Source organism: Aeromicrobium sp. Leaf245 (assembly GCF_942548115.1).
Taxonomy (GTDB): Bacteria; Actinomycetota; Actinomycetes; order Propionibacteriales; family Nocardioidaceae; genus Aeromicrobium.
Map to the genome: position 1 here is coordinate 288,166 of NZ_OW824151.1, position 20,796 is coordinate 308,961.

The following is a 20,796-nucleotide window of genomic DNA, read 5'->3' on the forward strand; positions in this document are numbered from 1 at the left end:
ACGTTCACCGCTACGTTCGAAGGGACACCGAACGCAGCGATCGACGGGAGTGACTCGCATGACGGACCGGCTCGGCATCGATGACGTGCGGCCCCTCTCGGGCGACGGCACCTACCCCTCCAAGGCGGTGGTGGGCGAGCACGTGCCCGTGCAGGCCACGGTCTGGCGCGAGGGCCACGACGCCGTGGGAGCCACCGTCGCGTGGCGCGGCCCTGGCGACCGCGCCGAGCGCACCGTGCGCATGCAGGAGCAGGGCACCGGCCTGGACCTCTTCGCCGCCACGATCGTCCCCGACTCCGAGGGGCTGTGGACGTTCCGCGTCGATGCGTGGAGCGACCCGTGGGCCACCACCGCGCACGCCCTCGACGCCAAGCTGGCCGCCGGGCAGACCCCCGCCGAGCTCGCCAACGACCTCGAGCTGGCCGCACGTCTGCTCGAGCAGGTCGCGGACCGCAAGGACCGTCGCGCCGAGCAGAAGGCGCTGCTGGGCGCGGCGTCGGCCCTGCGCGACGACACCCTGCCGCTCGGCGCACGGGTCGGGCCCGCTCTCGGTGACGACGTCCGCCGCACGATGCAGGAGCACCCCGTCCGCGACCTCGTCACCCAGGGGCCCGAGCGGCACGTCTGGGTCGACCGGCAGCGCGCCGCGTTCGGCTCCTGGTACGAGTTCTTCCCCCGCTCCACCGGTGGCGTCGACGCCCAGGGCACCCCCGTGCACGGCACGTTCGCCACGGCCACGAAGGAGCTCGACCGCGTCGCCGCGATGAAGTTCGACGTGGTCTACCTGCCCCCGATCCACCCGATCGGCCGCGACAACCGCAAGGGGCCCAACAACACCCTCACCCCCGGCCCCGACGACGTCGGCTCGCCGTGGGCCATCGGCGCGGCCGAGGGCGGTCACGACGCGATCCACCCCGCGCTGGGCACCGAGAAGGACTTCGCCGCGTTCGTGGAGCGCGCCCGCGAGCTGGACCTCGAGGTGGCGCTCGACCTGGCGCTGCAGGCGGCGCCCGACCACCCCTGGGTGGCCGAGCACCCCGAGTTCTTCACGACGCTGCCCGACGGCACGATCGCCTACGCCGAGAACCCGCCCAAGAGGTACCAGGACATCTACCCGCTCAACTTCGACCTCGACCGCGACGCCATCTACGCCGAGATGCTGCGCGTCACCCTGCACTGGGTCGAGCGGGGGGTGCGCATCTTCCGCGTCGACAACCCGCACACCAAGCCGCCGGACTTCTGGGCGTGGCTGATCGCGTCGGTCAAGGCCGACCACCCCGACGTGCTGTTCCTTGCCGAGGCCTTCACCCGCCCCGCGCGTCTGTGGGGCCTGGCCCGGCTCGGGTTCACGCAGAGCTACACGTACTTCACCTGGCGCACCACCAAGCAGGAGATCACCGAGTTCGGAGAGGACCTGCGCGAGCACTGGGACGAGGGGCGCGCCAACCTCTTCGTCAACACGCCCGACATCCTCCCCGCGCACCTGCAGGTGGGGGGACCGGGCATGTTCGCCCTGCGCGCCGCCCTCGCGGCGACGCTGGCCCCCACCTGGGGCGTGTACGCCGGCTACGAGCTGTTCGAGTCCGCGGTGCTGCGACCGGGTGCCGAGGAGTACCTCGACTCCGAGAAGTTCCAGCTGCGCCCGCGTGACTTCGCCGGGGCCCTGGCCGAGGGCCGCTCCCTCGAGCCGTGGCTCACCCGGCTCAACGAGATCCGCCGTGCTCACCCGGCGCTGCAGCAGATGCGCACGCTGCACTTCCACCACGTCGACCACGACGCCCTGCTGGCCTGGTCCAAGCAGGACCCCGCCACGGGCGACACCGTCGTCGTCGTGCTCTCGCTCGACCCGCACGAGGCGCGCGAGGGCACCCTGTTCCTCGACCTGCACGAGCTCGGGTTCGACCACGACGCGCGTCTCGTCGCCCACGACGAGGTGACCGGCGAGACCTACGACTGGGGCGCGGCCAACTACGTGCGCCTCGACCCCGCGCGCACGTGCGCGCACGTCGTGCACGTCACGTCCCGATGACATCCCTTCCCCCTGATCCCACCGAGGTGATCGCATGACCGACGACCCCACCCGCCAGGACACCGCACCGGACGCCGCCCTCGACGGACTCGAGCAGACCCCCCACACCGGCGAGAGCGTCGAGGCCGACGGGACCATGACCGAGCCGAGCTCGGAGGACTTCGAGCACGCCGAGCAGGTGCCCGCCGACCCCGACTGGTTCAAGCGCGCCGTCTTCTACGAGGTGCTGGTCCGGGCGTTCAACGACTCCAACGGCGACGGCACGGGCGACCTGCGCGGCCTGGCCGACAAGCTCGACTACATCGAGTGGCTGGGCGTCGACTGCCTGTGGCTCCCCCCGTTCTACGCCTCCCCCCTGCGCGACGGCGGCTACGACATCAGCGACTTCCGCGCCGTGCTGCCGGAGTTCGGCACCGTCGACGACTTCGTGCACCTGCTCGAGGAGGCGCACCGGCGCGGCATCCGCGTCATCACCGACCTCGTCCTCAACCACACGTCCGACGCGCACCCGTGGTTCCAGGCGTCGCGGCAGGACCCCGACGGCCCGTACGGCGACTTCTACGTGTGGAGCGACGACGGCACGGAGTACAGCGACGCGCGCATCATCTTCGTCGACACCGAGACGTCGAACTGGACGTACGACCCCGTGCGCGGCCAGTTCTTCTGGCACCGCTTCTTCAGCCACCAGCCCGACCTGAACTTCGAGAACCCCGCCGTCCGCGAGGCCATGCTCGACGTCCTGCGGTTCTGGCTCGACCTCGGCATCGACGGCTTCCGCCTCGACGCCGTGCCCTACCTGTTCGAGGAGGAGGGCACGAGCAGCGAGAACCTCCCCCGCACGCACGAGTACCTCCGCGAGGTGCGCGCGACGATCGACCGCGAGTACCCCGGTCGGGTGCTGCTGGCCGAGGCCAACCAGTGGCCGTCCGACGTCGTCGAGTACTTCGGCGACCCTGCGGTCGGCGGCGACGAGTGCCACATGGCCTTCCACTTCCCGCTCATGCCGCGCATCTTCATGGCGGTGCGGCGCGAGTCGCGCTTCCCGATCTCGGAGATCCTGGCGCAGACGCCGCCCATCCCGTCGGGCACCCAGTGGGGCATCTTCCTGCGCAACCACGACGAGCTGACGCTCGAGATGGTCACCGACGACGAGCGCGACTACATGTACCGCGAGTACGCGCGCGACCCACGCATGAAGGCCAACATCGGCATCCGCCGACGTCTCGCGCCCCTGCTGGAGAACGACCGCAACCAGCTGGAGCTGTTCACCGCCATGCTGCTGAGCCTGCCCGGCTCGCCCGTCCTCTACTACGGCGACGAGATCGGCATGGGCGACAACATCTGGCTCGGCGACCGCGACGCCGTCCGCACGCCCATGCAGTGGTCCCCCGACCGCAACGCCGGCTTCTCGCGGTCCGACCCCGGCCGCGTGTACCTGCCGCCGATCATGGACCCGACCTACGGCTACGAGGCGGTCAACGTCGAGGCGCAGATGGGCAACAGCGCCTCGCTGCTGTCGTGGACCCGACGCATGATCGAGGTGCGCAAGCAGCACCTCGCGTTCGCCGAGGGCGACTTCACCGACCTGGGCGGCTCGAACCCGAGCGTGCTCGCCTACCAGCGCGTGTGGACCCGTCCCGACGGGGAACGCGACGTCGTGCTCTGCGTCAACAACCTGTCCCGCTTCCCCCAGCCCGTCGAGCTCGAGCTCGGCGAGCACGAGGGGTGCACCCCCGTCGAGCTGACCGGCAGCGTCCGCTTCCCCCGCGTCGGTGAGCTGCCGTACCTGCTCACCCTGCCGGGCCACGGCTTCTACTGGTTCCAGCTGTCCGAGCTCGGCGACGAGGGCGAACGAAGGAGCATGACATGAGCGATCCCGTGAGCACTCCCGACCAGGGCACTCCCGACCAGGGCCACGAGGTCGGGGCCGCCGACGTCGACCGCGTGGTGGCGGCCCTGCCCGACTGGCTTCCCGCGCAGCGGTGGTTCGGCGGCAAGGACCGACCCGTCACCGGCACGCGCACCGTCGACTGGACCGTGGTCCTGCCCGGTGAGCCCCTTCTCGTGCACCTCGTGGTGGAGGTGCAGCAGGGCGACCGGACCGAGGCCTACCAGCTGCTCCTCGGTCGACGCAGCGACGGACTGCCCGACGTCCCGGCGGCGGCGGCGATCCCCGCGGGCGACGGTCCCGTCTGGTACGAGGCCAGCGGCGACGCCGACCTCACGGGCGTGCTGCTGGACCACGTCGCCGCGGCCGAGCGCGTCGGTGACCTGCGCTTCGACCCCGAGCCCGGCGTGGAGCTGACCACCGGCCTGCGCGCGCACCCCATCTCCTCGGAGCAGAGCAACACGTCGCTCGTCTACGGCGGCCAGTACATCCTCAAGCTGTTCCGCAAGCTCACCCCGGGCGTCAACAAGGACCTCGTGCTGCACCGCGCCCTGCGGCAGGTGGGTTCCGCGCACGTGGCCGAGCCGCTCGGTGCGATCAGCGGACGGATCGGCGACGACGAGGTCAGCTTCGGGATGCTGCAACGGTTCCTGCCCGACGCCGCCGACGGCTGGGTCATGGCCACCACGAGCGTCCGCGACTTCATGGCCGACGACTCCGGCCTGCCGCCCGGCGACCTGGGCGGCGACTTCGCCGGGGAGGCGTACCGGCTGGGCCGGGCCGTGGCCGACGTGCACGCCGACCTCGCCCGCGCCCTGGGCACCGAGCCGGCGGCCGACGACGACCTCGAGCGCACCGTGGCGGCCATGGAGGCACGGCTCGACCGCGTCGCTGCCGAGGTCGACGACCTGGCGCCCCACGTCGACGGGATCCGCGAGGCGTTCCACCGCTTGCACGGCATCGAGCTGACCCTGCCGCTCCAGCCCGTGCACGGCGACCTGCACCTCGGCCAGGTGCTCCGCACCGTCCACGGCTGGCTGCTGCTCGACTTCGAGGGCGAGCCCGCCTCGAGCCTGGCCGAGCGGTCGGCGCTGCGCTCGCCCCTGCGCGACGTCGCCGGCATGCTGCGCTCGTTCGACTACGCGGCCCAGCAGCTGCTCGTGGGCCAGCCCGCCGACGAGGAGCAGACCGAGCGGGCCGCGGCCTGGGCGCGCCACAACCGGCTGGCGTTCTGCGACGGCTACGCCAAGGCGGCCGGCCGCGATCCACGCGACGACGCCGACCTGCTGCGCGGCCTCGAGCTCGACAAGGCCGTCTACGAGGCGTCCTACGAGCACGCCAACCGACCCGACTGGTCGAGCGTCCCGCTGGGGTCGATCGCCCGGATCCTGCGTGAGGGTGAGTGACATGAGCGAGTCCACGACGAGCTGGCCCCCCGCGGTGGGTGACCTCGACCTGCACCTGGTGGCCGAGGGCCGCCACGAGCGGCTCTGGGAGGTCCTCGGTGCGCACGTGCGCACGCACGAGGGGCCGTCCGGGCCGGTGGGCGGGACCTCCTTCGCCGTCTGGGCGCCGAACGCGCAGGCCGTGCAGGTCGTCGGCGACTTCAACGGCTGGGACGGCGGGGCCCACGCGATGCGGGCCCTCGGCGGTTCGGGCGTGTGGGACCTCTTCGTCCCGGACGTCGGCGCGGGCGCGCGCTACAAGTTCCGCCTCCAGGGTCCCGACGGTGCGTGGCACGAGAAGGCCGACCCGCTCGCCTTCGGCACCGAGGTCCCCCCGGCCACGGCGTCCGTCGTCGTGGAGCCGCAGCACCGCTGGCGCGACGACGCGTGGGTGGCCCGACGCGACGCGACCGCGTGGCTCGAGGCGCCGGTGAGCGTGTACGAGGTGCACCTCGGGTCGTGGCGACCGGGGCTGTCCTACCGGGAGCTGGCCGACGAGCTCGGCGACTACCTCGTCGAGATGGGCTTCACCCATGTCGAGCTCATGCCCGTGGCCGAGCACCCGTTCGGCGGGTCCTGGGGCTACCAGGTCACGTCGTACTACGCCCCCACGTCGCGCTTCGGCTCCCCCGACGACTTCCGCTGGTTCGTCGACGAGCTCCACCAGCGCGGCATCGGCGTGATCGTCGACTGGGTGCCCGCGCACTTCCCGCGCGACGAGTGGGCCCTCGCCCGCTTCGACGGCACCCCGCTGTACGAGCACCCCGACCCGCGTCGCGGCGAGCAGCCCGACTGGGGCACCTACGTCTTCGACTTCGGCCGCAACGAGGTGCGCAACTTCCTCGTGGCCAACGCGCTCTACTGGCTCGAGGAGTTCCACCTCGACGGGCTGCGCGTCGACGCCGTCGCCTCGATGCTCTACCTGGACTACTCGCGCAACGACGGCGAGTGGGTGCCCAACAAGCACGGCGGTCGCGAGAACCTCGAGGCCGTGCAGCTGCTGCAGGAGCTCAACGCCACGGTCTACAAGCACCACCCCGGCGTGATGATGATCGCCGAGGAGTCCACCGCGTGGCCCGGCGTCAGCGCGCCCACCGACGCCGGCGGTCTCGGCTTCGGCCTCAAGTGGAACATGGGCTGGATGCACGACACGTTGTCCTACCTGGGGCAGGATCCCGTGCACCGCTCGTACCACCACGGCGAGATGACCTTCGCGATCGACTACGCCTGGACGGAGAACTTCGTCCTGCCGCTCTCGCACGACGAGGTCGTGCACGGCAAGGGCTCGCTGTGGGGCCGGATGCCCGGCGACGCCTGGAACAAGGCGGCCGGCGTGCGCGCGCTGCTGGCCTTCATGTGGGCGCACCCCGGCAAGCAGATGCTGTTCATGGGCGGGGAGTTCGGCCAGGAGGGCGAGTGGGCCGAGTCGCGCGGTCTCGACTGGCACGCGCTGGAGGACCCGCTGCACGCCGGTGTGCTCGAGCTGGTCAGCGACCTCAACCTCACCTACCGCGACACCCCGGCCCTGTTCACGGCCGACGCGCGTCCCGAGGGCTTCCGGTGGATCGACGCCTCCGACACCCAGGGCAACGTCATCTGCTTCCTGCGGATCGGCTCGGACGGCTCGCAGCTGGCCTGCCTGGCCAACTTCTCCGGCAGCCCCCACCACGACTACCGGGTGGGCCTGCCCCTGCCCGGCACGTGGCGCGAGGTGCTGAACACCGACGCCGAGTCCTACGGCGGCTCCGGCGTCGGCAACCTCGGCAGCGTCGAGGCCGAGATGGTGCCGCACCACGGGTTCGCGGCATCCGCCGAGGTCCAGCTGCCCCCGGCCGGGGTGCTCTGGCTGGTGCCCGAGCAGCAGTAGGTCGGGCCCGGTCCGCGCCCTGCGCACCACCCTTCGGCCCCGCTCCGCACGGAGTGGGGCCGAAGGTCTGTGGACCGCCGGGACGTTCTGCTTGTATTCGAACATGTGCTTGTTTGTTGTCTCATTCTATCTCTAGAATGGGGGTAGATCAGCAGGAGGAAGCATGAGCGTCGTCGCACTCGACACCCACCCGGTGCCGTCGTGCGTGCACGGACTCCACGCCCTGCTCGACACGGTCTCCACCGCGGCGTGGGACGGCCTGGACCCCGCCGAGGTCCGACGGCTCCTGGCCGAGATCGGTCGCGCCGAAGCTCGGTTGTCGGCCCACAAGATGGCCGCCGCCCGGGTACTGGAGAAGGCCCGCAAGGCCGCGGCGAACGGTGACGGACCACGCCCCGGGGCGGGCACCTCGACCGGCGCGACGATCTCGTTCGACTTCGGTGGGGACCGCAGCGGCGCCGACGCGCTCGTGAACACCGCGCAGCGGATCGAGGAGCAGACCACCCTCATCGAGAACGCGCTCGCCGCCGGAGTGATCAGCACCAAGCAGGCCGACCTCATCTCCCGCGCCCTGGCCAATCTGCCCGACGACGTGACCGCAGAACAGCGTCAGCGATGCGAAGAGACTTTGCTGAAGGACGCGCAGAAGCTGACGCTCAAGGACCTGCGCCGCAGGGCCGCCCGGATCACCGAGGCCTACCGCAAGACGACCGATGAGGTCGACGCCGACGAGGACGAGATCCTCCGTCGCCGCGAAGACGAAGCCCGCAAGAAGACGTCGTTCTCCATGTGGGACAACAACGACGGCACCGTCACCGGACGCTTTACCCTCCCCGAAGCCCAGGGCGCGATGCTGAAGACCGCGCTCGACGCCCTCGCAGCCCCGCACCAGAAGGTCGGGACCGTCAACGCCGCCACCGGCGGGATGGACGAAGTGGGATTCGGCCAGTCCTACCCCCAGCGCCTCGGGCACGCCTTCGCCACCCTGATCGAGCACCTGCCCGCCGACCGCCTCCCCACCAACGGTGGCGTCAGCGCTGTCGTGACCGTGAACCTCGACCTCGACACCTTGATGGGCGGCATCAAGGCCGCCGGCCTCTCTGACGGCACCCGGATCAGCGCCGGCGAAGCCCGCCGGCTCGCCTGCTCGGCCCAGATCGTCCCGATGGTCCTCAACGGCAAGCCTCTCCCCCTCGACCTTGGCTCCGCCAATCGGTACTTCAACCGGTCATCCCGCCGGGCGATGGAGAAGCGCGACGGCGGATGCACCACACCAGGTTGCGATCGTGACGCCCGGTGGACCGAGGCTCACCACCTCAACCCCTATGCCATCTCCAAGACCACCGACATCAGAGACGGCGCACTGCTCTGCCCGTTCCACCACCACCGAGCCCACGAACAGGGCTGGGTCGGGAGGATCAACCCCGACGACGGACACGTCGAGTGGAAGCTCCCAGGCTCCGACACCTGGCAACGCAACACCCGCTGGCGACCCTGAACCCCGTCCCATCACGACACCCCGACCAAACCATCGGGGCACTCGTGCTGCCCAGCGACCGCTGAACCGCCCAGGACTGGTCTCGATACACCTCCCCTCGCTGGCGCTCGTGGAGGCACTCGACCACCGGGTCGGGATCGGCGCCGCGGCACTGTGCCGCGACCACCCGGCCGGCTGCACCTAGGCTGACGACCATGACGACGTGGGGTGCATCGAGCGAGGTCGGACGTCTGCGGACGGTCATGCTGCACCGGCCGGGCCAGGAGCTGGCGCGGCTGACGCCACGCAACAACGACTCGCTGCTGTTCGACGGCATCCCGTGGCTGGGGCGCGCGCAGGACGAGCACGACGCGTTCGCGCAGGCGCTGCGCGACCACGACGTCGAGGTGCTGTACCTCGTGGAGCTGCTCGTCGAGACGCTCGAGCAGCCCGAGGCGCGGGCCGAGATCATCGCCAGCACCACGGCCACGCTGCACCTCGGCGACAGCCTGCGCCGCTACCTCGTGTCGGCGCTGACCGACCTGCCTGCCGACGAGCTGGCCGCGGTCGTCACCGCCGGCCTGCGCAACGACGAGATCGCGCACCGCAGCATCGTCACGAGCCTGCTGCGCCCCGACGACTTCCTCGTGGACCCGCTGCCCAACCTGCTGTTCACGCGCGACTCCTCGGTGTGGCTGCCGGACCGGGTGGCCGTGACCAGCCTGGCCATGCCGGCCCGCGTGCGCGAGACGCAGCTGACCGGGCTGATCTACACCCACCACCCGCGGTTCGCCGGCGCCGAGCGCGTCCACGGCCCGCACCTGGAGCACCTCGAGGGCGGCGACGTGCTGCTGCTCGCCCCCGGCGTGATCGCCGTCGGCGTCGGCGAGCGCACCACCCCGGCGGGTTTCGAGCGGTTCGCCTCGACGGTGCTCTCCACCGGGCTCGCACGGACGGTGCTCGCGGTGCCGATCGCGCAGGAGCGCGCCACGATGCACCTCGACACGATCGTCACGATGGTCGACGTGGACAGCGTGGTCATCTACCCCAACATGGCCGACGAGCTGCGCGCCATCGCCGTCACGGCGAGCGACGACGAGGACGGCACGCTGGTGGTGGGTGCCGAGCGGTCCTTCTTCGAGGCCGCGGCCGAGGCGATGGGCATCGAGGCGCTGCACCGCATCGACACCGGCCTGGACCCGGTCACGGCCGAGCGCGAGCAGTGGGACGACGGCAACAACACCCTCGCGATCGACGCCCGTCTCGCCGTGGCCTACGAGCGCAACGAGCAGACCAACGCCCGGCTCGAGGAGCACGGCATCGAGGTCGTCGCGATCAGCGGCTCCGAGCTCGGGTCGGGCCGCGGTGGCCCGCGCTGCATGAGCTGCCCGATCCTGCGCGACTGACCCTCAGACGATCGTGACCTGCGGGCCGTAGAGCGCCATGGCGTCGAGGGCGCGGCGGTGGTTCTCCGCCGAGGAGCCGGCGCAGGCGTCGGCCACGACCTCGACGGTCGCGCCCGCGTCTGCGGCAGCGAGCACCGTCGAGAGCACGCAGCAGTCGGTGGACACCCCGGCCACCACCAGCGTCGGCGCGGACCCGGTGACGGACCGGACCGCGTCCCACTTGCCGAACGTCGGCGCGGACGCGGCCGTGGCCTCGGCGGCGAGGTCGGCCAGGTCGGGCACCACGTCGAACATCGGGTCGTCGGCGGGCCGATCGGCGAAGGGCCATGCGTCGAAGTAGGTGCGCCAGGACCCGATGCGCTCGGCGTCCGGGGCCGGGACCCATCGCGTGACGATCGTGGGCAGAGCGGCGGCCAGCGCCCGGATCGGCTCGACCGTGTCCGCGAACATCGGCGACCCCCACGGGGAGTCCGGGTCGGCGAACACCCGCTGCGGGTCCACGACGACCAGCCAGCGGTCGATCACGGGACCAGCGCCTCCTGGCGGCGGACCACGGAGCGGCGGGCGACGAGCGTGACCACCAGACCGAGGGCGAAGGCCACGAGGACGCCGAGGTTGGCGTACGGCCAGGCACCGTCCCAGCCGGCACCGTCGGGCAGGCGGGTGCCCAGGCCGAACGGCTGGATGAGGTAGCCCTGCCAGTCGTTCCACGCTGTGCCCGAGACCTGGTTGACGACCAGGCCCCAGCCGATGACCGAGGCCACGAGCATGGTGCCCACCGACGTCCAGTCGACGGCTCCGTAGCGGCCGGAGGCGTCGAACAGGGCGGCGTCGTCGTAGTCGCGCCGACGCAGCGCGATGTCGCCGATCATGATGCCGGCCCAGGCGGCGATGGGGACCCCGAGCGTGATGAGGAAGCTCGTGAACGGGCCGAGGAACGTCTCCGCCACGAACACGACGTAGACGGTGCCGAGCGTCAGGATCACGCCGTCGATGCCGGCCGCGGCGGGGCGGGGGATCCGCACGCCCAGGCTGAGCAGGGTGAGGCCCGAGGAGTAGATGCCGAGCACCGCACCCGAGACGAGGGCCAGCACCGACGCGACCAGGAAGGGCACGAGGAACCACGTGGGCAGGACGGACGCGAGGGTGCCGATGGGGTCGTCCACGATGCCCGCGCTGAGCGTGTCCGAGGATCCGGCCAGCAGCACGCCGTAGACCACGAGGACCACCGGGGCGAGAGCGCCGGCGATCGTGTTCCACAGCACGATCTGCGAACCAGGGGTGTCACGCCGCTGGTAGCGCGACCAGTCCGCGGCGATGTTGATCCAGCCGAAGCCGAAGCCCGTCATCACCATGACGAAGGCGCCGACGACGGCCTGGCCCGAGCCGCCGGGCAGCGCCGTGACGCGGTCGAGGTCGATCTGGTCGAAGGTCAGCAGGATGTAGCCGATGGTCACGGCCCCGGTCAGCCACGTGAGGACCGACTGCATTCGCATGATCAGGTGGTAGCCGGCCACCGACGCGGCGACGATCAGCGCCGCGATCACGACGCACGCCACGACCTTGGTGCCGGTGCCACCGCCCCAGCCGAGCTCCCGGAAGATGGTCGCCGTCGCGAGCGTCGCCATGATCGCGAGGAAGGTCTCCCACCCGATGGAGATCAGCCAGCTGAACACGCCGGGCACCTTCTGGCCGACGACGCCGAAGGGCGCGCGGCTCAGGACCATGGTCGGCGCCGACCCTCGCTTGCCCGCGATGGCCACGAGACCGCACGCGGCGAAGGAGACCACCACGCCGAGCACGGTCACGAGGACGGCCTGCACCAGCGAGAGGCCGAAGCCCAGCACGTAGCTGCCGTAGGAGATGCCGAACACCGACACGTTGGCCGCGAACCACGGCCAGAACAGGTCGGAGGGCTTGGCGGTGCGGTCGGACTCGTCGATGACCTCGATGCCGGTGACCTCGATGCCGGCACGCCGCACGGCCTCGAGACCGGACGGACCTGCGGTGGGCTGCTCGTTCATGCACCCAGCGTCCCACGGTCGGGCCCGACGTGGGCCCACCATCGGGCCCACGGGCCCGGGTGCCCAGCCGTCCGGGCGGCCTAGCCTCGCTCACCGGCACCGGCCCCCGGAGCCCATCCCCCTCGGAGACTCCCATGAAGCGCACCCTCCTCGCCCTGACCGCGTCGGCCGCCGTCGCCCTCGCCACCACCGCCGGTCCGGCGGCGGCGTCCAACCCCGTCGACGTGACCAAGGAGTCCTGCTTCTCCAACCAGACGCTGCGCGCCGGCTGCGTCAGCCTGAAGTGGGACGCGAGTGACCGGAACGTCCGCGCGATCGGCCTCGCCTGGTCGAAGGGCGACCCCAAGGTCGGCGCGGTCACCGAGCTCACCCTGCAGCGCCGCACGTGTGGCGGGTCGTGGAGCACCGTCTCCTACGACGCCGACCCCGACGGCTACGCGGTGCTCGACACCGTCGGCTCCCCGGCGTACTCGGCCGGACTCACCGGTCGTCAGTGGCGCGCGAAGGCCGTGGTGTCGTGGAAGGTCTCCGGCTACCCCAGCACCCGCGGGAGCTCCGTGCGCACGACCCCCGTCTTCGGCTCCTGCTGAGCCGCGCCCCACCACGAGAGGACCCAGGACCCCCTCATGAAGCGCCTGCTCTCCGCGACCGCCCTTGCCGTCGCGTCCACGGCCCTCGCGGCCGCCCCCGCCCACGCCGACACCGTCAGCAAGGTCAACTGCGACGGCAACGACGGCAGCGGGCTCACCGCCTCCCAGTACGTCGCCATGCTCGCGTCGAAGCCGTGCGTCTTCGTCGAGTTCGACCGCACCGCGAAGCGAGGCACGGCCAAGGGGCTGTCCCGCCCCGAGCCGGGCCAGGGAGCCGTCACCCAGCTGGCGCTCTTCCGACGCCCCTGCGGCGGCAGCTGGACACGCGTGGCCTACGCCCCCGACGCCGACGGCTGGTTCGGCGAGCAGCGCGACGTCGCCCAGACGTCCGCAGCCCAGGGCAGCGGCCGCGTCCAGTGGTACGCCTCGGGCAAGTTCTCCACGCGCGTCAACGGCACGATCGTGGCCAAGCGACTGAAGACCGGCGTCGTCGGCGCCTGCTGACCGCCCGGCTCAGCGGATGGTGAGCTGGCGGCTCGTCAAGTTGGAGCGGGCGTTGCGCTGCTCCGACGTGAGCGGGGCGTCGTCGGCGATGGCGGCGTCCAGACGCTCGGACAGCGCCGCGAGGGGGGCGTCGAGGGCCGCAGCGCCGTCGTCGACCACGGCGGGGTCCATCTCCCACACCGGCACGAGCAGGCCGTGCGCGCGGAACATGCCGATGAGCTTGGTGCCCTCGCCCAGCGTCTCCTCACCGGCGGCGGCCAGCCGGGCGAAGCCGTCGAGCACCGTGTCCTCGTTCTTGGTGACCACCCAGCGCAGGTAGCGCTTGTCGGCCATGCGCACCCAGTAGGCGGCCTCGACGGAGGTCAGACGCTCGGTCGGCGAGACCGACTCGTTGGCCTGGGCGAGCGCGTCGGAGCCCTCGGCATCGGTGCCCTCCACCCAGAAGTCGAAGCCGTCGTGCACCTCGACGTCGAACGACGACGCCGGGTCCACGACCTGCTGCAGCCGGTCGCCCACGCCGGGGTCGCGCACGGGGACGGGGTTGCCGGGCTCGGTCTCGCGGGCGGTCTCGATGGTGCCGGCGAGGTCGCGGCTCACGTCGCCGTGGTTGTGCAGCACCTGCAGACCGAGCCAGATCTCGCCGTCGGGACGGCGGATGCCGGCCCCACTGCCGGGGAGCAGGGAGCACACGCGCACCTGCTCGCCGTCGTTGAGCGTGACCGTGGCCGTGGCTGCGGGCACGAACTCGCGCAGCGCGATCCAGTCACCCTCCCCGGGCAGTCCCTCGAACGTGCGGGCCACGAACGGCATGCGGGCAGGCTTCGGGGCCTTGGTGCGGCGCGACTTCTTTCCCATGGCCGCACCCTAACGAGCGGGGCCGAGGTCTGCGGAGGAGAGGGTCGTCAGTGGTCGAGGGCGAGCTCGGCGCCCACGCGCGTGCCGGCCGACATGTCGACCCACCAGCGGTCGGCCACCCGGTTGATGATCGACAGGCCACGACCGCTGAGGGAGTCCTCGTCGAAGTCGATCGGCTCGAGCGAGGCGCCCTCGCCGCCGTCGTGCACGCTGATCTCGAGCAGCTGGCGATCGACGTCGATCGTCCAGCCGATCTCCATGGTGCCGTCGGCGGCGGGCCGGCCGTGGGCCACGGCGTTCGCGACCATCTCGCTCAGCACGATGAGGGCGTCGTCGATGGTGCCGGGGCTGGCGCGATGGACGGTCAGGAAGCCCGCGAGCTTGGTGCGCGCCATGCTCGGCGTGGACGGCTCGAACGGCAGTCGCACGGTCGCGGAGGGGCGTGACGACGCCGGTGTGGCGCCGGCTCCGCTCTCTCCGTCTGCACGCATATAGTCCAAAGTAACCATGTCCCCCCTGGTTTTCCACCCCCTGGCCCCACTCGCCTCCCGAGACGGACGATGCCGGTGGGACGGGCGGGACGCCCCACCAGACGAGGAGTGAGACCTGTGGACGTCCCCACGACGACCGTCGAGGACCTGCCCGACCCCCTGCCCGACGACCTCGTGGTGCTCGACGTGCGCGAGCAGCACGAGTGGGACGCCGGGCACGTCGACGGCGCGACGCACGTGCCGCTCGGCGACCTGCCGACGCGCGTCGGCGAGCTCGACCCGCAGGCCCGCACGCTCGTGGTCTGCCACCTGGGTGGACGCTCGGCCCGCGCGACGGCCTGGCTGTCCCAGCAGGGCCACGACGTCGTCAACCTCGCCGGCGGCATGGACGCGTGGGAGGCCGCAGGGCGGCCGACGACCTGACCCGGCTCCACGTCTCGGCCCACGCCAGGGCCCGGACGCGGCGAGGCCCCCGGACCGTGTGGTCCGGGGGCCTCGCCGTGGCGTTGCCGGGCGTGCGGTGCACGCCCTAGCTCACTTGGCGGCAGCCTTCAGCTTCGAGCCGGCGCTGACCTTCACGCCGAAGCCGGCGGGGATGTCGATGGTCTCGCCGGTCGCGGGGTTGCGGCCCGTGCGCGCGGCACGGGAGACGCGCTCGACCGAGAGGATGCCGGGGATGGCAACCTTCTCGCCCTTGCTGACGGCGTCGATGAGAACGTCGGCGAGCGCGCTGAGCACGTCGTCGGCGGTCGTCTTGGTGGTGTCGGCCTTCTCGGCGAGAGCCGAGACGAGGTCGCTGCGGGAGATAGCCACGGGGACTCCTAGGAGATTCGGATGTTGTGCGCTTGTCAGTCTAGGGAGGAAACACCGACATTCCGCGGCACCCCGGGCCCTACGGCGTGCCTCGTCCCCGTGATATCGGGCCTCGGAGCGACTCCCAGGCCGGTCCGGGGGCGTCCACGAGCGCCGGGAGGGCGTCGAGGTAGCGCTCGCGCGGCCACGTGACGACGCCGAGCGACTCCAGGTGCGGGGTGGACCACTGCACGTCGACGAGGGCGTCGGGCCCTACCAGGTCGACCAGCGCGACGAGGGCCACCTTCGAGGCGTCTCGGGCGCGGTGGAACATCGACTCCCCCGCGAACAGCCGCCCCACCGACAGGCCGTACAGCCCGCCCACGAGCGCGCCGTCGTCGTCGCGCGTCTCGACCGAGTGGGCCCAGCCCAGCTCGTGGAGGCGCACGTACGCGTCGCGGACGCCCTGGTCGATCCACGCCCCGGGCCGGCTCGGGTCGGCGCACGCGTCGACGACCTCGGCGAAGGCGGTGTCGACGGTGACCTCGTAGCGCCGGACCGACTGGCGCAACGACCGCGACACCCGCAGGGCCGACGGCTCCAGGACGCCACGCTCCGTCGGCGACCACCAGTAGAGGCGGTCGTCGTGGGGCATCGGGAAGGCTCCGCACCGGTAGGCCTCCACCACGGTGGACGGGTCGAGGTCGGCGCCCGCGGCCACGCAGTCGCCGTCGGGCCACTCGTCGGGGTGGAACTCCCACATCGACCGCGGGAGGGGTGTCGGGCTCATCGGGCCGGGCCCATCGGTCAGGCCTCCAGGACCCGGAGCAGGTGGTGCCGCGGGGCGTCGCCCCACTCGGTCCACTCCTCGGGCGTCGCGGTCTCGAGGGACTCCCACCAGGTGAGCGCGCGGTTGACGGCCTGGGTGAACGCCGTGGCCGCGTACAGCTCGGCGACGTCACGCGGGCTCGCCACGTCGGACCACATCTCGGCGTAGGTGGCCATGACCTCGTCCCACGCGATGTCGGTACGCGAGGTGATCCAGCCGTACGGGACGCTCAGGACCTCGAGGGCGTGCGCCCACTGCAGGTCGCCGAAGTCGAAGACGCGCAGGTCGGCGAAGGCGTTCCAGGGGTGGACGTCGCCGTGCTGGACCGTCACGGGGATCGCCGACGTCGCCAGCCGGGCGACGGCCTCCACCAGCTCGTCGCGTCGCGCGGCCAGCCGCTCGGCGGTCTCGGCATCGACAAAGGACGGGTGGTCCGCCGGCACCGACCGGAGCAGGTCGAGGAGCGCGTCGAACCGGTCGGGCACGGTGACGGGGGCACAGTCCGGGACGCCGGTGGCGAGGACGTCGTCGCGGTGGTCGGCGAGGCGGCGCTGCAGGCGCGCGGTGGCGATCAGCACACCCCGCCAGTCGGCGAGCGTGGGCTCGCGCGAGTCGCCGAGGGTCTCGCCACGATCGACCGTGAGCATCCAGCCGCGGCCCGGGTCGATCGCGAGTGGCGCCGCGACCTGGTCGGGGGCGATCCCGGCCAGCAGCTCGTGCAGGGCGGGCTCGAAGGCCATCGACGGACAGTTCGCCTTGAACCACAGCCGTCCACGGTCGGTCGGCACGACCAGCTGGGTGGACCACGGCCGCACGCGGGGCTGCTGGATGGGTCCGGCGAGCACGTGCCCCGCCTCCTCGGCGCGCTCGTGCACCCAGGCGTGCGCCTCGTCGAGCCAGCCGCGCGAGGTGACCCGCTGGCTGAACGCCTGGTACATGGGGTGAGCGTAGGGCCACCCGCCGTCCACGCCCACGTTCGGCGGGCGGCCGCGGCCCGCGTCCCTAGGATGAGGGCATGGCAGGACTACGTGGCAAGGCGGCTGTGGCCGCCACCAACAAGATCGCACCCCAGGTCGCCGGCGGCTTCGTCCGCCAGGTGCTGGACCGGGCGATCGACGGTCTCGGACCGCTCCCGTCGGCGCGCAAGGCCGCGGACGCGCACCTCGTGGACAGCGACGGCGACGTGGAGCAGGCGATCGCGCGCCACGTCCGTCGCCACACGGCGCTCGCGGGTGCCCAGGGCTTCGTGACCAACCTCGGCGGCATCGCTGCCGTGGCGGTCGCCGTCCCGGCCAACGTCGTCGGCGTGACGCTCGTCCAGGCCCACATGGTGGCCGGCATCGCGGCGCTGCGCGGCTACGACCTCGAGGACCCGCGGGTCCGCAACGCGATCCTGGTCTGCATGCTCGGCGAGGACGCCGTCAAGGACCTGCTGCGCTCGGGCAAGCTGCCCTCGGCGCCGATGACGCTCGCGACGTCGCCCATGCACTCTCCCGAGCTCGACCGGATCATCTCCCAGGAGGTCACGGCCGAGCTGGTCACGCGCACCGTCGGACGTCGGGCGGTGACCCTCGTCGCGCGGCGCGTCCCGCTCATCGGCGGCGCCGTGGGCGCCGGCAGCGACGGCTGGGCCACGCGCCAGATCGGGCAGTACGCCGCCCGCGAGCTGCGCGACCGCAACATCCGCTCCGCCTAGCCCCCCGCGCGGTGACTTCTCCACCGAACGAGCCCCACGTGCATCGGGAGGTGGAGATTCCACCCTCAGGCCGCCGAGACGGTGGAATCCGCACCGTCCCATCAGCCCGAGCCGCGCTCCACGGGCTGACGCAGGATGGTGCGAAGCCGTTCCGGCGCGGTGCGCCGCGGGTCACCGAGGTAGATCTCGTGGTGGTGGCCCGTCATCCGTAGTCCGGCGGCCGGGATCTCGTGGTCGTGCATGCGGGCGAGCACGGGTCCCTCGTCGTCGTACGGACCGACGTGGAGCGTCTGCATGCACGGGCCCTCGTGGAGCGTCCGGAGCGTGACCCGCTCCAGCCCGACCGGCCGATCCTTCTTCCGCGTCACCGCGGCGACGGCGTCGGCGAGGGCGGAGTCGTCGACCCAGGTCGGCGCCAGGATCATCGCCGTCCAGCTCCATCGACTCTTGTCCCGCGAGGTCGTGAACGTGGCCATGTCGTCGGACCACCAGAGCGCCTCGAGCGGCATGACCACCTCGTCGTGGCCGAGCGCCTTGCCGGCGAACCGCAGCGTGTAGGCGACGGGGTAGAGCGCGCCGAGCGCCTCGGCGTAGGCGGGCGAGGTGTTCGGGTCGCCCCGGCCGTCGACCGCGAGGTAGGTCAGCGACGGGACGTCGACCACACGGAACTCGCCCTTCCGGGCGCGGTAGCAGTCGAGCTCGGACTTCCGGTCGAGGCTCACTCCTGCTCCCGCTGCCGGGCCCGGTACTCCGCGGCCGCGTACCGGTTGCCGCACGTGGTGCTGCAGAAGCGCCGTGACCGGTTGCGGGTGAGGTCGAGGACGATGCCGTCGCAGCCGTCGTCCGCACACACGCCGAACCGCGACAGCTCGCCGGCGCTGACGACGTCGGCGAAGGCCACGGCCGTCTCCACGCCGATGCGGGACGGGAGCGGGCTGTCGTCGTCGGCGACGTGCAGGTGGTGCCCGAGGCGGCCGTGGTTGACCAGCCGGAGCCGCGCAGGATGCTCGTCGAGCAGGGCGTTGACCCGGCGGACGGCGTCGTCGACGGAGGCCGTGAACAGCGCACGGAGGTCGGCACGCAGAGCACGGACGGCGTCGAGCTCCGCGCGGTCGCGGTCGTGCCGGCCGGTGTAGCCGTGCCGGGCGTAGTACGCGTCGAGCGCGCTCACCGAGGTCAGCGTGTCGGGATCCGACGCCGTGTTCACGAGCTCGACGGCCGCGACGAGGTTCGCCTCGGTGTCAGGAGCGAAAACCATGTTGACACCTTATGCCACGACGCCCTACCGTCATGAGCCATGACCACTTACGCTCCTGACGGGACTCGACGGTCGTCGACCTCCGGGTCCGGCCACACCTCGAGCGGCCTGGTCTTCGCGCTCGTCTCGGCCGCCGCCTTCGGGCTCTCGGGGTCGCTCGCTCGCGGGCTGCTCGACACCGGCTGGAGCGCGGGCGCCGCGGCGACGATCCGCATGGGCGTGGCCGCGCTCGTCGTGGCCGTGCCCGCCGCCCTCGCGATGCGCGGACGGTGGCACCGCGCCCGGGCCGCCGGGCCCGCCGTGGTGGTCTACGGGATCCTCGCCGTCGCCGGAGCCCAGCTGTGCTTCTTCTACGCCGTGCAGACGCTCCAGGTGGGCGTGGCGCTGCTCGTCGAGTACATGGCACCGGTCGCCGTCGTGCTCTTCCTGTGGGTGGCGCGGGGCGAGCGCCCGGGTCGGCTCACGGTGGCCGGCGCCGTGGTGGCCATGGGCGGCCTGGCCCTCGTGCTCGGCGTGGTCTCCGGAGTCTCGCTCGACGGCATCGGCGTGCTCTGGGCGCTCGGCGCGACGGTCGGCGCCGCCACCTACTTCCTGGTCTCGGCCGACGACCGCGTGGCGGTGCCGCCGCTCGCGCTCGCCGGCGGTGGGCTGATGGTGGGCACCGCGGTGCTCGGCCTCGGGGGCCTCGTCGGCGTGCTGCCCATGACGGCCTCCACCCGCGACGTGGCCCTGGGTGGCGCGACCGTCGACTGGTGGGTGCCGGTGCTGCTGCTCGGCGTGGTGACCGCCGCCCTCGCCTACGTCACCGGCATCGCGGCCGGTCGGCGGCTCGGCTCGCGGGTCGCGTCGTTCGTGGCGCTGTCGGAGGTGCTGCTGGCCGTCGTCTTCGCCTGGCTGCTGCTCGGCGAGCTGCCCGGTCCGGCCCAGCTGGTCGGTGGCGCACTGGTGCTCGCCGGCGTGGTGCTCGTGAAGCTGGGCGAGCGCAGCGTCGCGACGTCGGTCGGTCCGACCGTCGAGCCGGTCCCGCCCGGCGCCTGACCCTCCACGTCGACCGACTCAGGTGCGCACGTGCATCCGTTCGCCCTGGGGGCCGAAGATGGCCAGCACCTCGGCGGGGTGGGGCCCGGGGCAGGAGACCCAGTGCGGGGTCCGGGTGTCGAACTCCACCACCTCTCCCGGCCCGATCGTCAGGTCACGGGTGCCGAGCACGAGGCGCACCCGCCCGGACAGGACGTACATCCACTCGTAGCCCTCGTGCGTCTGGAGGGTCGGCTCCGCGCCGGGCTCGGGCGGCATGACGATCTTGTAGGACTGGAGCCCGCCGGGGCGTCGCGTGAGCGGCACGAAGGTGCGCCCGTGCCGCACGACCGGGCGGGCACGGACCCGCGGGTCGCCGGTCTCGGGTGCGTCGACCAGCTCGTCGAGGGCCACGCCGTGGGCGGCGGCCAGCGGCAGGAGCAGCTCCAGCGTCGGCCTGCGCTGCCCGGACTCCAGCCTCGAGAGGGTGCTCACGGAGATCCCGGTCTGATCGGCCAGGTCGGTGAGCGTGGCCTCCTGCTCGAGGCGGAGCTGGCGCAGGCGCGGGCCGACGCCGGCCAGCACGTCGCCGAGGTCCGAGGCTTCCATCGGACCAGTTTGCCATTGC

The 20,796-nt window shown here is 72.2% G+C and carries 21 protein-coding genes; 11 read left to right on the forward strand and 10 right to left on the reverse strand.

Annotation, left to right across the window (positions count from 1 at the left end):
• Window positions 1-58 precede the first annotated feature (58 nt).
• The 6 genes from NBW76_RS01370 to NBW76_RS01395 all read left to right on the forward strand — a co-directional run bounded on the left by NBW76_RS01370 (window position 59) and on the right by NBW76_RS01395 (window position 10,112).
• Window positions 59-2,029 carry a maltotransferase domain-containing protein gene (locus NBW76_RS01370; protein ID WP_056553565.1) on the forward strand — a complete coding sequence of 657 codons (1,971 nt, stop codon included), beginning with the start codon at window positions 59-61 and terminating at the stop codon, window positions 2,027-2,029.
• Window positions 2,030-2,165: 136 nt separating this feature from the next.
• Complete coding sequence (treS, locus tag NBW76_RS01375) at window positions 2,166-3,899, forward strand: maltose alpha-D-glucosyltransferase (protein ID WP_200931209.1); 1,734 nt, start codon at window positions 2,166-2,168, stop codon at window positions 3,897-3,899.
• On the forward strand, window positions 3,896-5,323 hold the full coding sequence (locus NBW76_RS01380; RefSeq protein WP_162239207.1) for an aminoglycoside phosphotransferase: 1,428 nt from the start codon (window positions 3,896-3,898) through the stop codon (window positions 5,321-5,323). The genes treS and NBW76_RS01380 overlap by 4 nt, the downstream gene beginning before the upstream one ends.
• Window position 5,324: 1 nt before the next feature.
• The gene (glgB, locus tag NBW76_RS01385) at window positions 5,325-7,229 is read left to right on the forward strand and encodes a 1,4-alpha-glucan branching protein GlgB (protein WP_082481829.1); all 1,905 of its coding nucleotides are present in this window, start codon (window positions 5,325-5,327) and stop codon (window positions 7,227-7,229) included.
• A 163-nt stretch (window positions 7,230-7,392) separates the two neighbouring features.
• Window positions 7,393-8,727, forward strand: a complete 1,335-nt coding sequence (locus tag NBW76_RS01390) for an HNH endonuclease signature motif containing protein (RefSeq protein WP_250246809.1) — start codon at window positions 7,393-7,395, stop codon at window positions 8,725-8,727.
• Window positions 8,728-8,921: 194 nt separating this feature from the next.
• Window positions 8,922-10,112 carry an arginine deiminase gene (locus NBW76_RS01395; protein ID WP_056557119.1) on the forward strand — a complete coding sequence of 397 codons (1,191 nt, stop codon included), beginning with the start codon at window positions 8,922-8,924 and terminating at the stop codon, window positions 10,110-10,112.
• A gap of 3 nt (window positions 10,113-10,115) precedes the next feature.
• Here the strand turns inward: NBW76_RS01395 and NBW76_RS01400 are convergent, their stop codons facing one another.
• Both NBW76_RS01400 and NBW76_RS01405 read right to left on the reverse strand, forming a co-directional pair.
• Window positions 10,116-10,637 (reverse strand): cysteine hydrolase family protein, encoded by a 522-nt coding sequence (locus NBW76_RS01400; protein ID WP_056557117.1) that lies wholly within the window; start codon window positions 10,635-10,637, stop codon window positions 10,116-10,118.
• Complete coding sequence (locus NBW76_RS01405) at window positions 10,634-12,136, reverse strand: cytosine permease (RefSeq protein WP_056557114.1); 1,503 nt, start codon at window positions 12,134-12,136, stop codon at window positions 10,634-10,636. Before NBW76_RS01405 ends, NBW76_RS01400 begins: the two co-directional genes overlap by 4 nt.
• Window positions 12,137-12,270: 134 nt before the next feature.
• Between NBW76_RS01405 and NBW76_RS01410 the strand changes: the two genes are divergently transcribed.
• Together NBW76_RS01410 and NBW76_RS01415 are read left to right on the forward strand one after the other, a co-directional pair.
• A complete protein-coding gene (locus NBW76_RS01410) occupies window positions 12,271-12,726 on the forward strand; it encodes a hypothetical protein (protein ID WP_055961790.1) in 456 nt (151 codons plus the stop codon).
• A gap of 36 nt (window positions 12,727-12,762) precedes the next feature.
• Window positions 12,763-13,230, forward strand: a complete 468-nt coding sequence (locus tag NBW76_RS01415; RefSeq protein ID WP_055961793.1) for a hypothetical protein — start codon at window positions 12,763-12,765, stop codon at window positions 13,228-13,230.
• 9 nt (window positions 13,231-13,239) lie between these two features.
• On the opposite strand, the gene NBW76_RS01420 is transcribed toward NBW76_RS01415, so the two are convergent.
• Both NBW76_RS01420 and NBW76_RS01425 read right to left on the reverse strand, forming a co-directional pair.
• Window positions 13,240-14,085 (reverse strand): DUF5926 family protein, encoded by an 846-nt coding sequence (locus NBW76_RS01420; protein ID WP_055961796.1) that lies wholly within the window; start codon window positions 14,083-14,085, stop codon window positions 13,240-13,242.
• Between the two features lie 47 nt (window positions 14,086-14,132).
• The gene (locus tag NBW76_RS01425) at window positions 14,133-14,576 is read right to left on the reverse strand and encodes an ATP-binding protein (RefSeq protein ID WP_162239236.1); all 444 of its coding nucleotides are present in this window, start codon (window positions 14,574-14,576) and stop codon (window positions 14,133-14,135) included.
• Between the two features lie 117 nt (window positions 14,577-14,693).
• Here NBW76_RS01425 and NBW76_RS01430 point away from each other — a divergent pair, with 117 nt between their 5' ends.
• Window positions 14,694-14,999: a rhodanese-like domain-containing protein gene (locus NBW76_RS01430; protein WP_235493094.1), complete on the forward strand. Its 306-nt coding sequence runs from the start codon at window positions 14,694-14,696 to the stop codon at window positions 14,997-14,999.
• Window positions 15,000-15,110: 111 nt separating this feature from the next.
• Here NBW76_RS01430 and NBW76_RS01435 read toward each other — a convergent pair whose 3' ends face one another.
• The 3 genes from NBW76_RS01435 to NBW76_RS01445 all read right to left on the reverse strand — a co-directional run bounded on the left by NBW76_RS01435 (window position 15,111) and on the right by NBW76_RS01445 (window position 17,135).
• Entirely contained in the window at window positions 15,111-15,383 is a 273-nt protein-coding gene (locus NBW76_RS01435; protein WP_200914486.1) for an HU family DNA-binding protein, read from the reverse strand.
• Between the two features lie 85 nt (window positions 15,384-15,468).
• Window positions 15,469-16,158 carry a leucyl/phenylalanyl-tRNA--protein transferase gene (aat, locus tag NBW76_RS01440; RefSeq protein ID WP_082482085.1) on the reverse strand — a complete coding sequence of 230 codons (690 nt, stop codon included), beginning with the start codon at window positions 16,156-16,158 and terminating at the stop codon, window positions 15,469-15,471.
• Window positions 16,159-16,175: 17 nt separating this feature from the next.
• Window positions 16,176-17,135 carry a phosphotransferase gene (locus NBW76_RS01445; protein WP_056557111.1) on the reverse strand — a complete coding sequence of 320 codons (960 nt, stop codon included), beginning with the start codon at window positions 17,133-17,135 and terminating at the stop codon, window positions 16,176-16,178.
• Between the two features lie 77 nt (window positions 17,136-17,212).
• On the opposite strand from NBW76_RS01445, the gene NBW76_RS01450 reads away from it, so the two are divergent.
• Window positions 17,213-17,893, forward strand: coding sequence for an EcsC family protein (locus tag NBW76_RS01450; RefSeq protein WP_055961816.1), 681 nt, complete (start codon window positions 17,213-17,215; stop codon window positions 17,891-17,893).
• A gap of 101 nt (window positions 17,894-17,994) precedes the next feature.
• On the opposite strand, the gene NBW76_RS01455 is transcribed toward NBW76_RS01450, so the two are convergent.
• Window positions 17,995-18,615, reverse strand: coding sequence for a GyrI-like domain-containing protein (locus tag NBW76_RS01455; RefSeq protein WP_056557108.1), 621 nt, complete (start codon window positions 18,613-18,615; stop codon window positions 17,995-17,997).
• A complete protein-coding gene (locus NBW76_RS01460; protein ID WP_055961822.1) occupies window positions 18,612-19,151 on the reverse strand; it encodes a CGNR zinc finger domain-containing protein in 540 nt (179 codons plus the stop codon). The genes NBW76_RS01455 and NBW76_RS01460 overlap by 4 nt, the downstream gene beginning before the upstream one ends.
• A 39-nt stretch (window positions 19,152-19,190) precedes the next feature.
• On the opposite strand from NBW76_RS01460, the gene NBW76_RS01465 reads away from it, so the two are divergent.
• Window positions 19,191-20,189, forward strand: coding sequence for a DMT family transporter (locus tag NBW76_RS01465; RefSeq protein ID WP_056557105.1), 999 nt, complete (start codon window positions 19,191-19,193; stop codon window positions 20,187-20,189).
• A gap of 18 nt (window positions 20,190-20,207) precedes the next feature.
• Here the strand turns inward: NBW76_RS01465 and NBW76_RS01470 are convergent, their stop codons facing one another.
• Window positions 20,208-20,777 carry a helix-turn-helix domain-containing protein gene (locus NBW76_RS01470; RefSeq protein ID WP_056557102.1) on the reverse strand — a complete coding sequence of 190 codons (570 nt, stop codon included), beginning with the start codon at window positions 20,775-20,777 and terminating at the stop codon, window positions 20,208-20,210.
• Between the last annotated feature and the right edge of the window lie 19 nt (window positions 20,778-20,796).

Coding starts and splice junctions, on each gene's coding strand:
- NBW76_RS01420 (WP_055961796.1), bottom strand. CDS start 14,085: ATGGGAAAGAAGTCGCGCCGCACCAAGGCCCCGAAGCCTGCCCGCATG.
- NBW76_RS01445 (WP_056557111.1), bottom strand. CDS start 17,135: ATGTACCAGGCGTTCAGCCAGCGGGTCACCTCGCGCGGCTGGCTCGAC.
- glgB (WP_082481829.1), top strand. CDS start 5,325: ATGAGCGAGTCCACGACGAGCTGGCCCCCCGCGGTGGGTGACCTCGAC.
- NBW76_RS01395 (WP_056557119.1), top strand. CDS start 8,922: ATGACGACGTGGGGTGCATCGAGCGAGGTCGGACGTCTGCGGACGGTC.
- treS (WP_200931209.1), top strand. CDS start 2,166: ATGACCGAGCCGAGCTCGGAGGACTTCGAGCACGCCGAGCAGGTGCCC.
- NBW76_RS01465 (WP_056557105.1), top strand. CDS start 19,191: ATGACCACTTACGCTCCTGACGGGACTCGACGGTCGTCGACCTCCGGG.
- NBW76_RS01425 (WP_162239236.1), bottom strand. CDS start 14,576: ATGCGTGCAGACGGAGAGAGCGGAGCCGGCGCCACACCGGCGTCGTCA.
- NBW76_RS01380 (WP_162239207.1), top strand. CDS start 3,896: ATGAGCGATCCCGTGAGCACTCCCGACCAGGGCACTCCCGACCAGGGC.
- NBW76_RS01405 (WP_056557114.1), bottom strand. CDS start 12,136: ATGAACGAGCAGCCCACCGCAGGTCCGTCCGGTCTCGAGGCCGTGCGG.
- NBW76_RS01470 (WP_056557102.1), bottom strand. CDS start 20,777: ATGGAAGCCTCGGACCTCGGCGACGTGCTGGCCGGCGTCGGCCCGCGC.
- NBW76_RS01370 (WP_056553565.1), top strand. CDS start 59: ATGACGGACCGGCTCGGCATCGATGACGTGCGGCCCCTCTCGGGCGAC.
- aat (WP_082482085.1), bottom strand. CDS start 16,158: ATGAGCCCGACACCCCTCCCGCGGTCGATGTGGGAGTTCCACCCCGAC.
- NBW76_RS01450 (WP_055961816.1), top strand. CDS start 17,213: ATGGCAGGACTACGTGGCAAGGCGGCTGTGGCCGCCACCAACAAGATC.
- NBW76_RS01460 (WP_055961822.1), bottom strand. CDS start 19,151: ATGGTTTTCGCTCCTGACACCGAGGCGAACCTCGTCGCGGCCGTCGAG.
- NBW76_RS01390 (WP_250246809.1), top strand. CDS start 7,393: ATGAGCGTCGTCGCACTCGACACCCACCCGGTGCCGTCGTGCGTGCAC.
- NBW76_RS01415 (WP_055961793.1), top strand. CDS start 12,763: ATGAAGCGCCTGCTCTCCGCGACCGCCCTTGCCGTCGCGTCCACGGCC.
- NBW76_RS01410 (WP_055961790.1), top strand. CDS start 12,271: ATGAAGCGCACCCTCCTCGCCCTGACCGCGTCGGCCGCCGTCGCCCTC.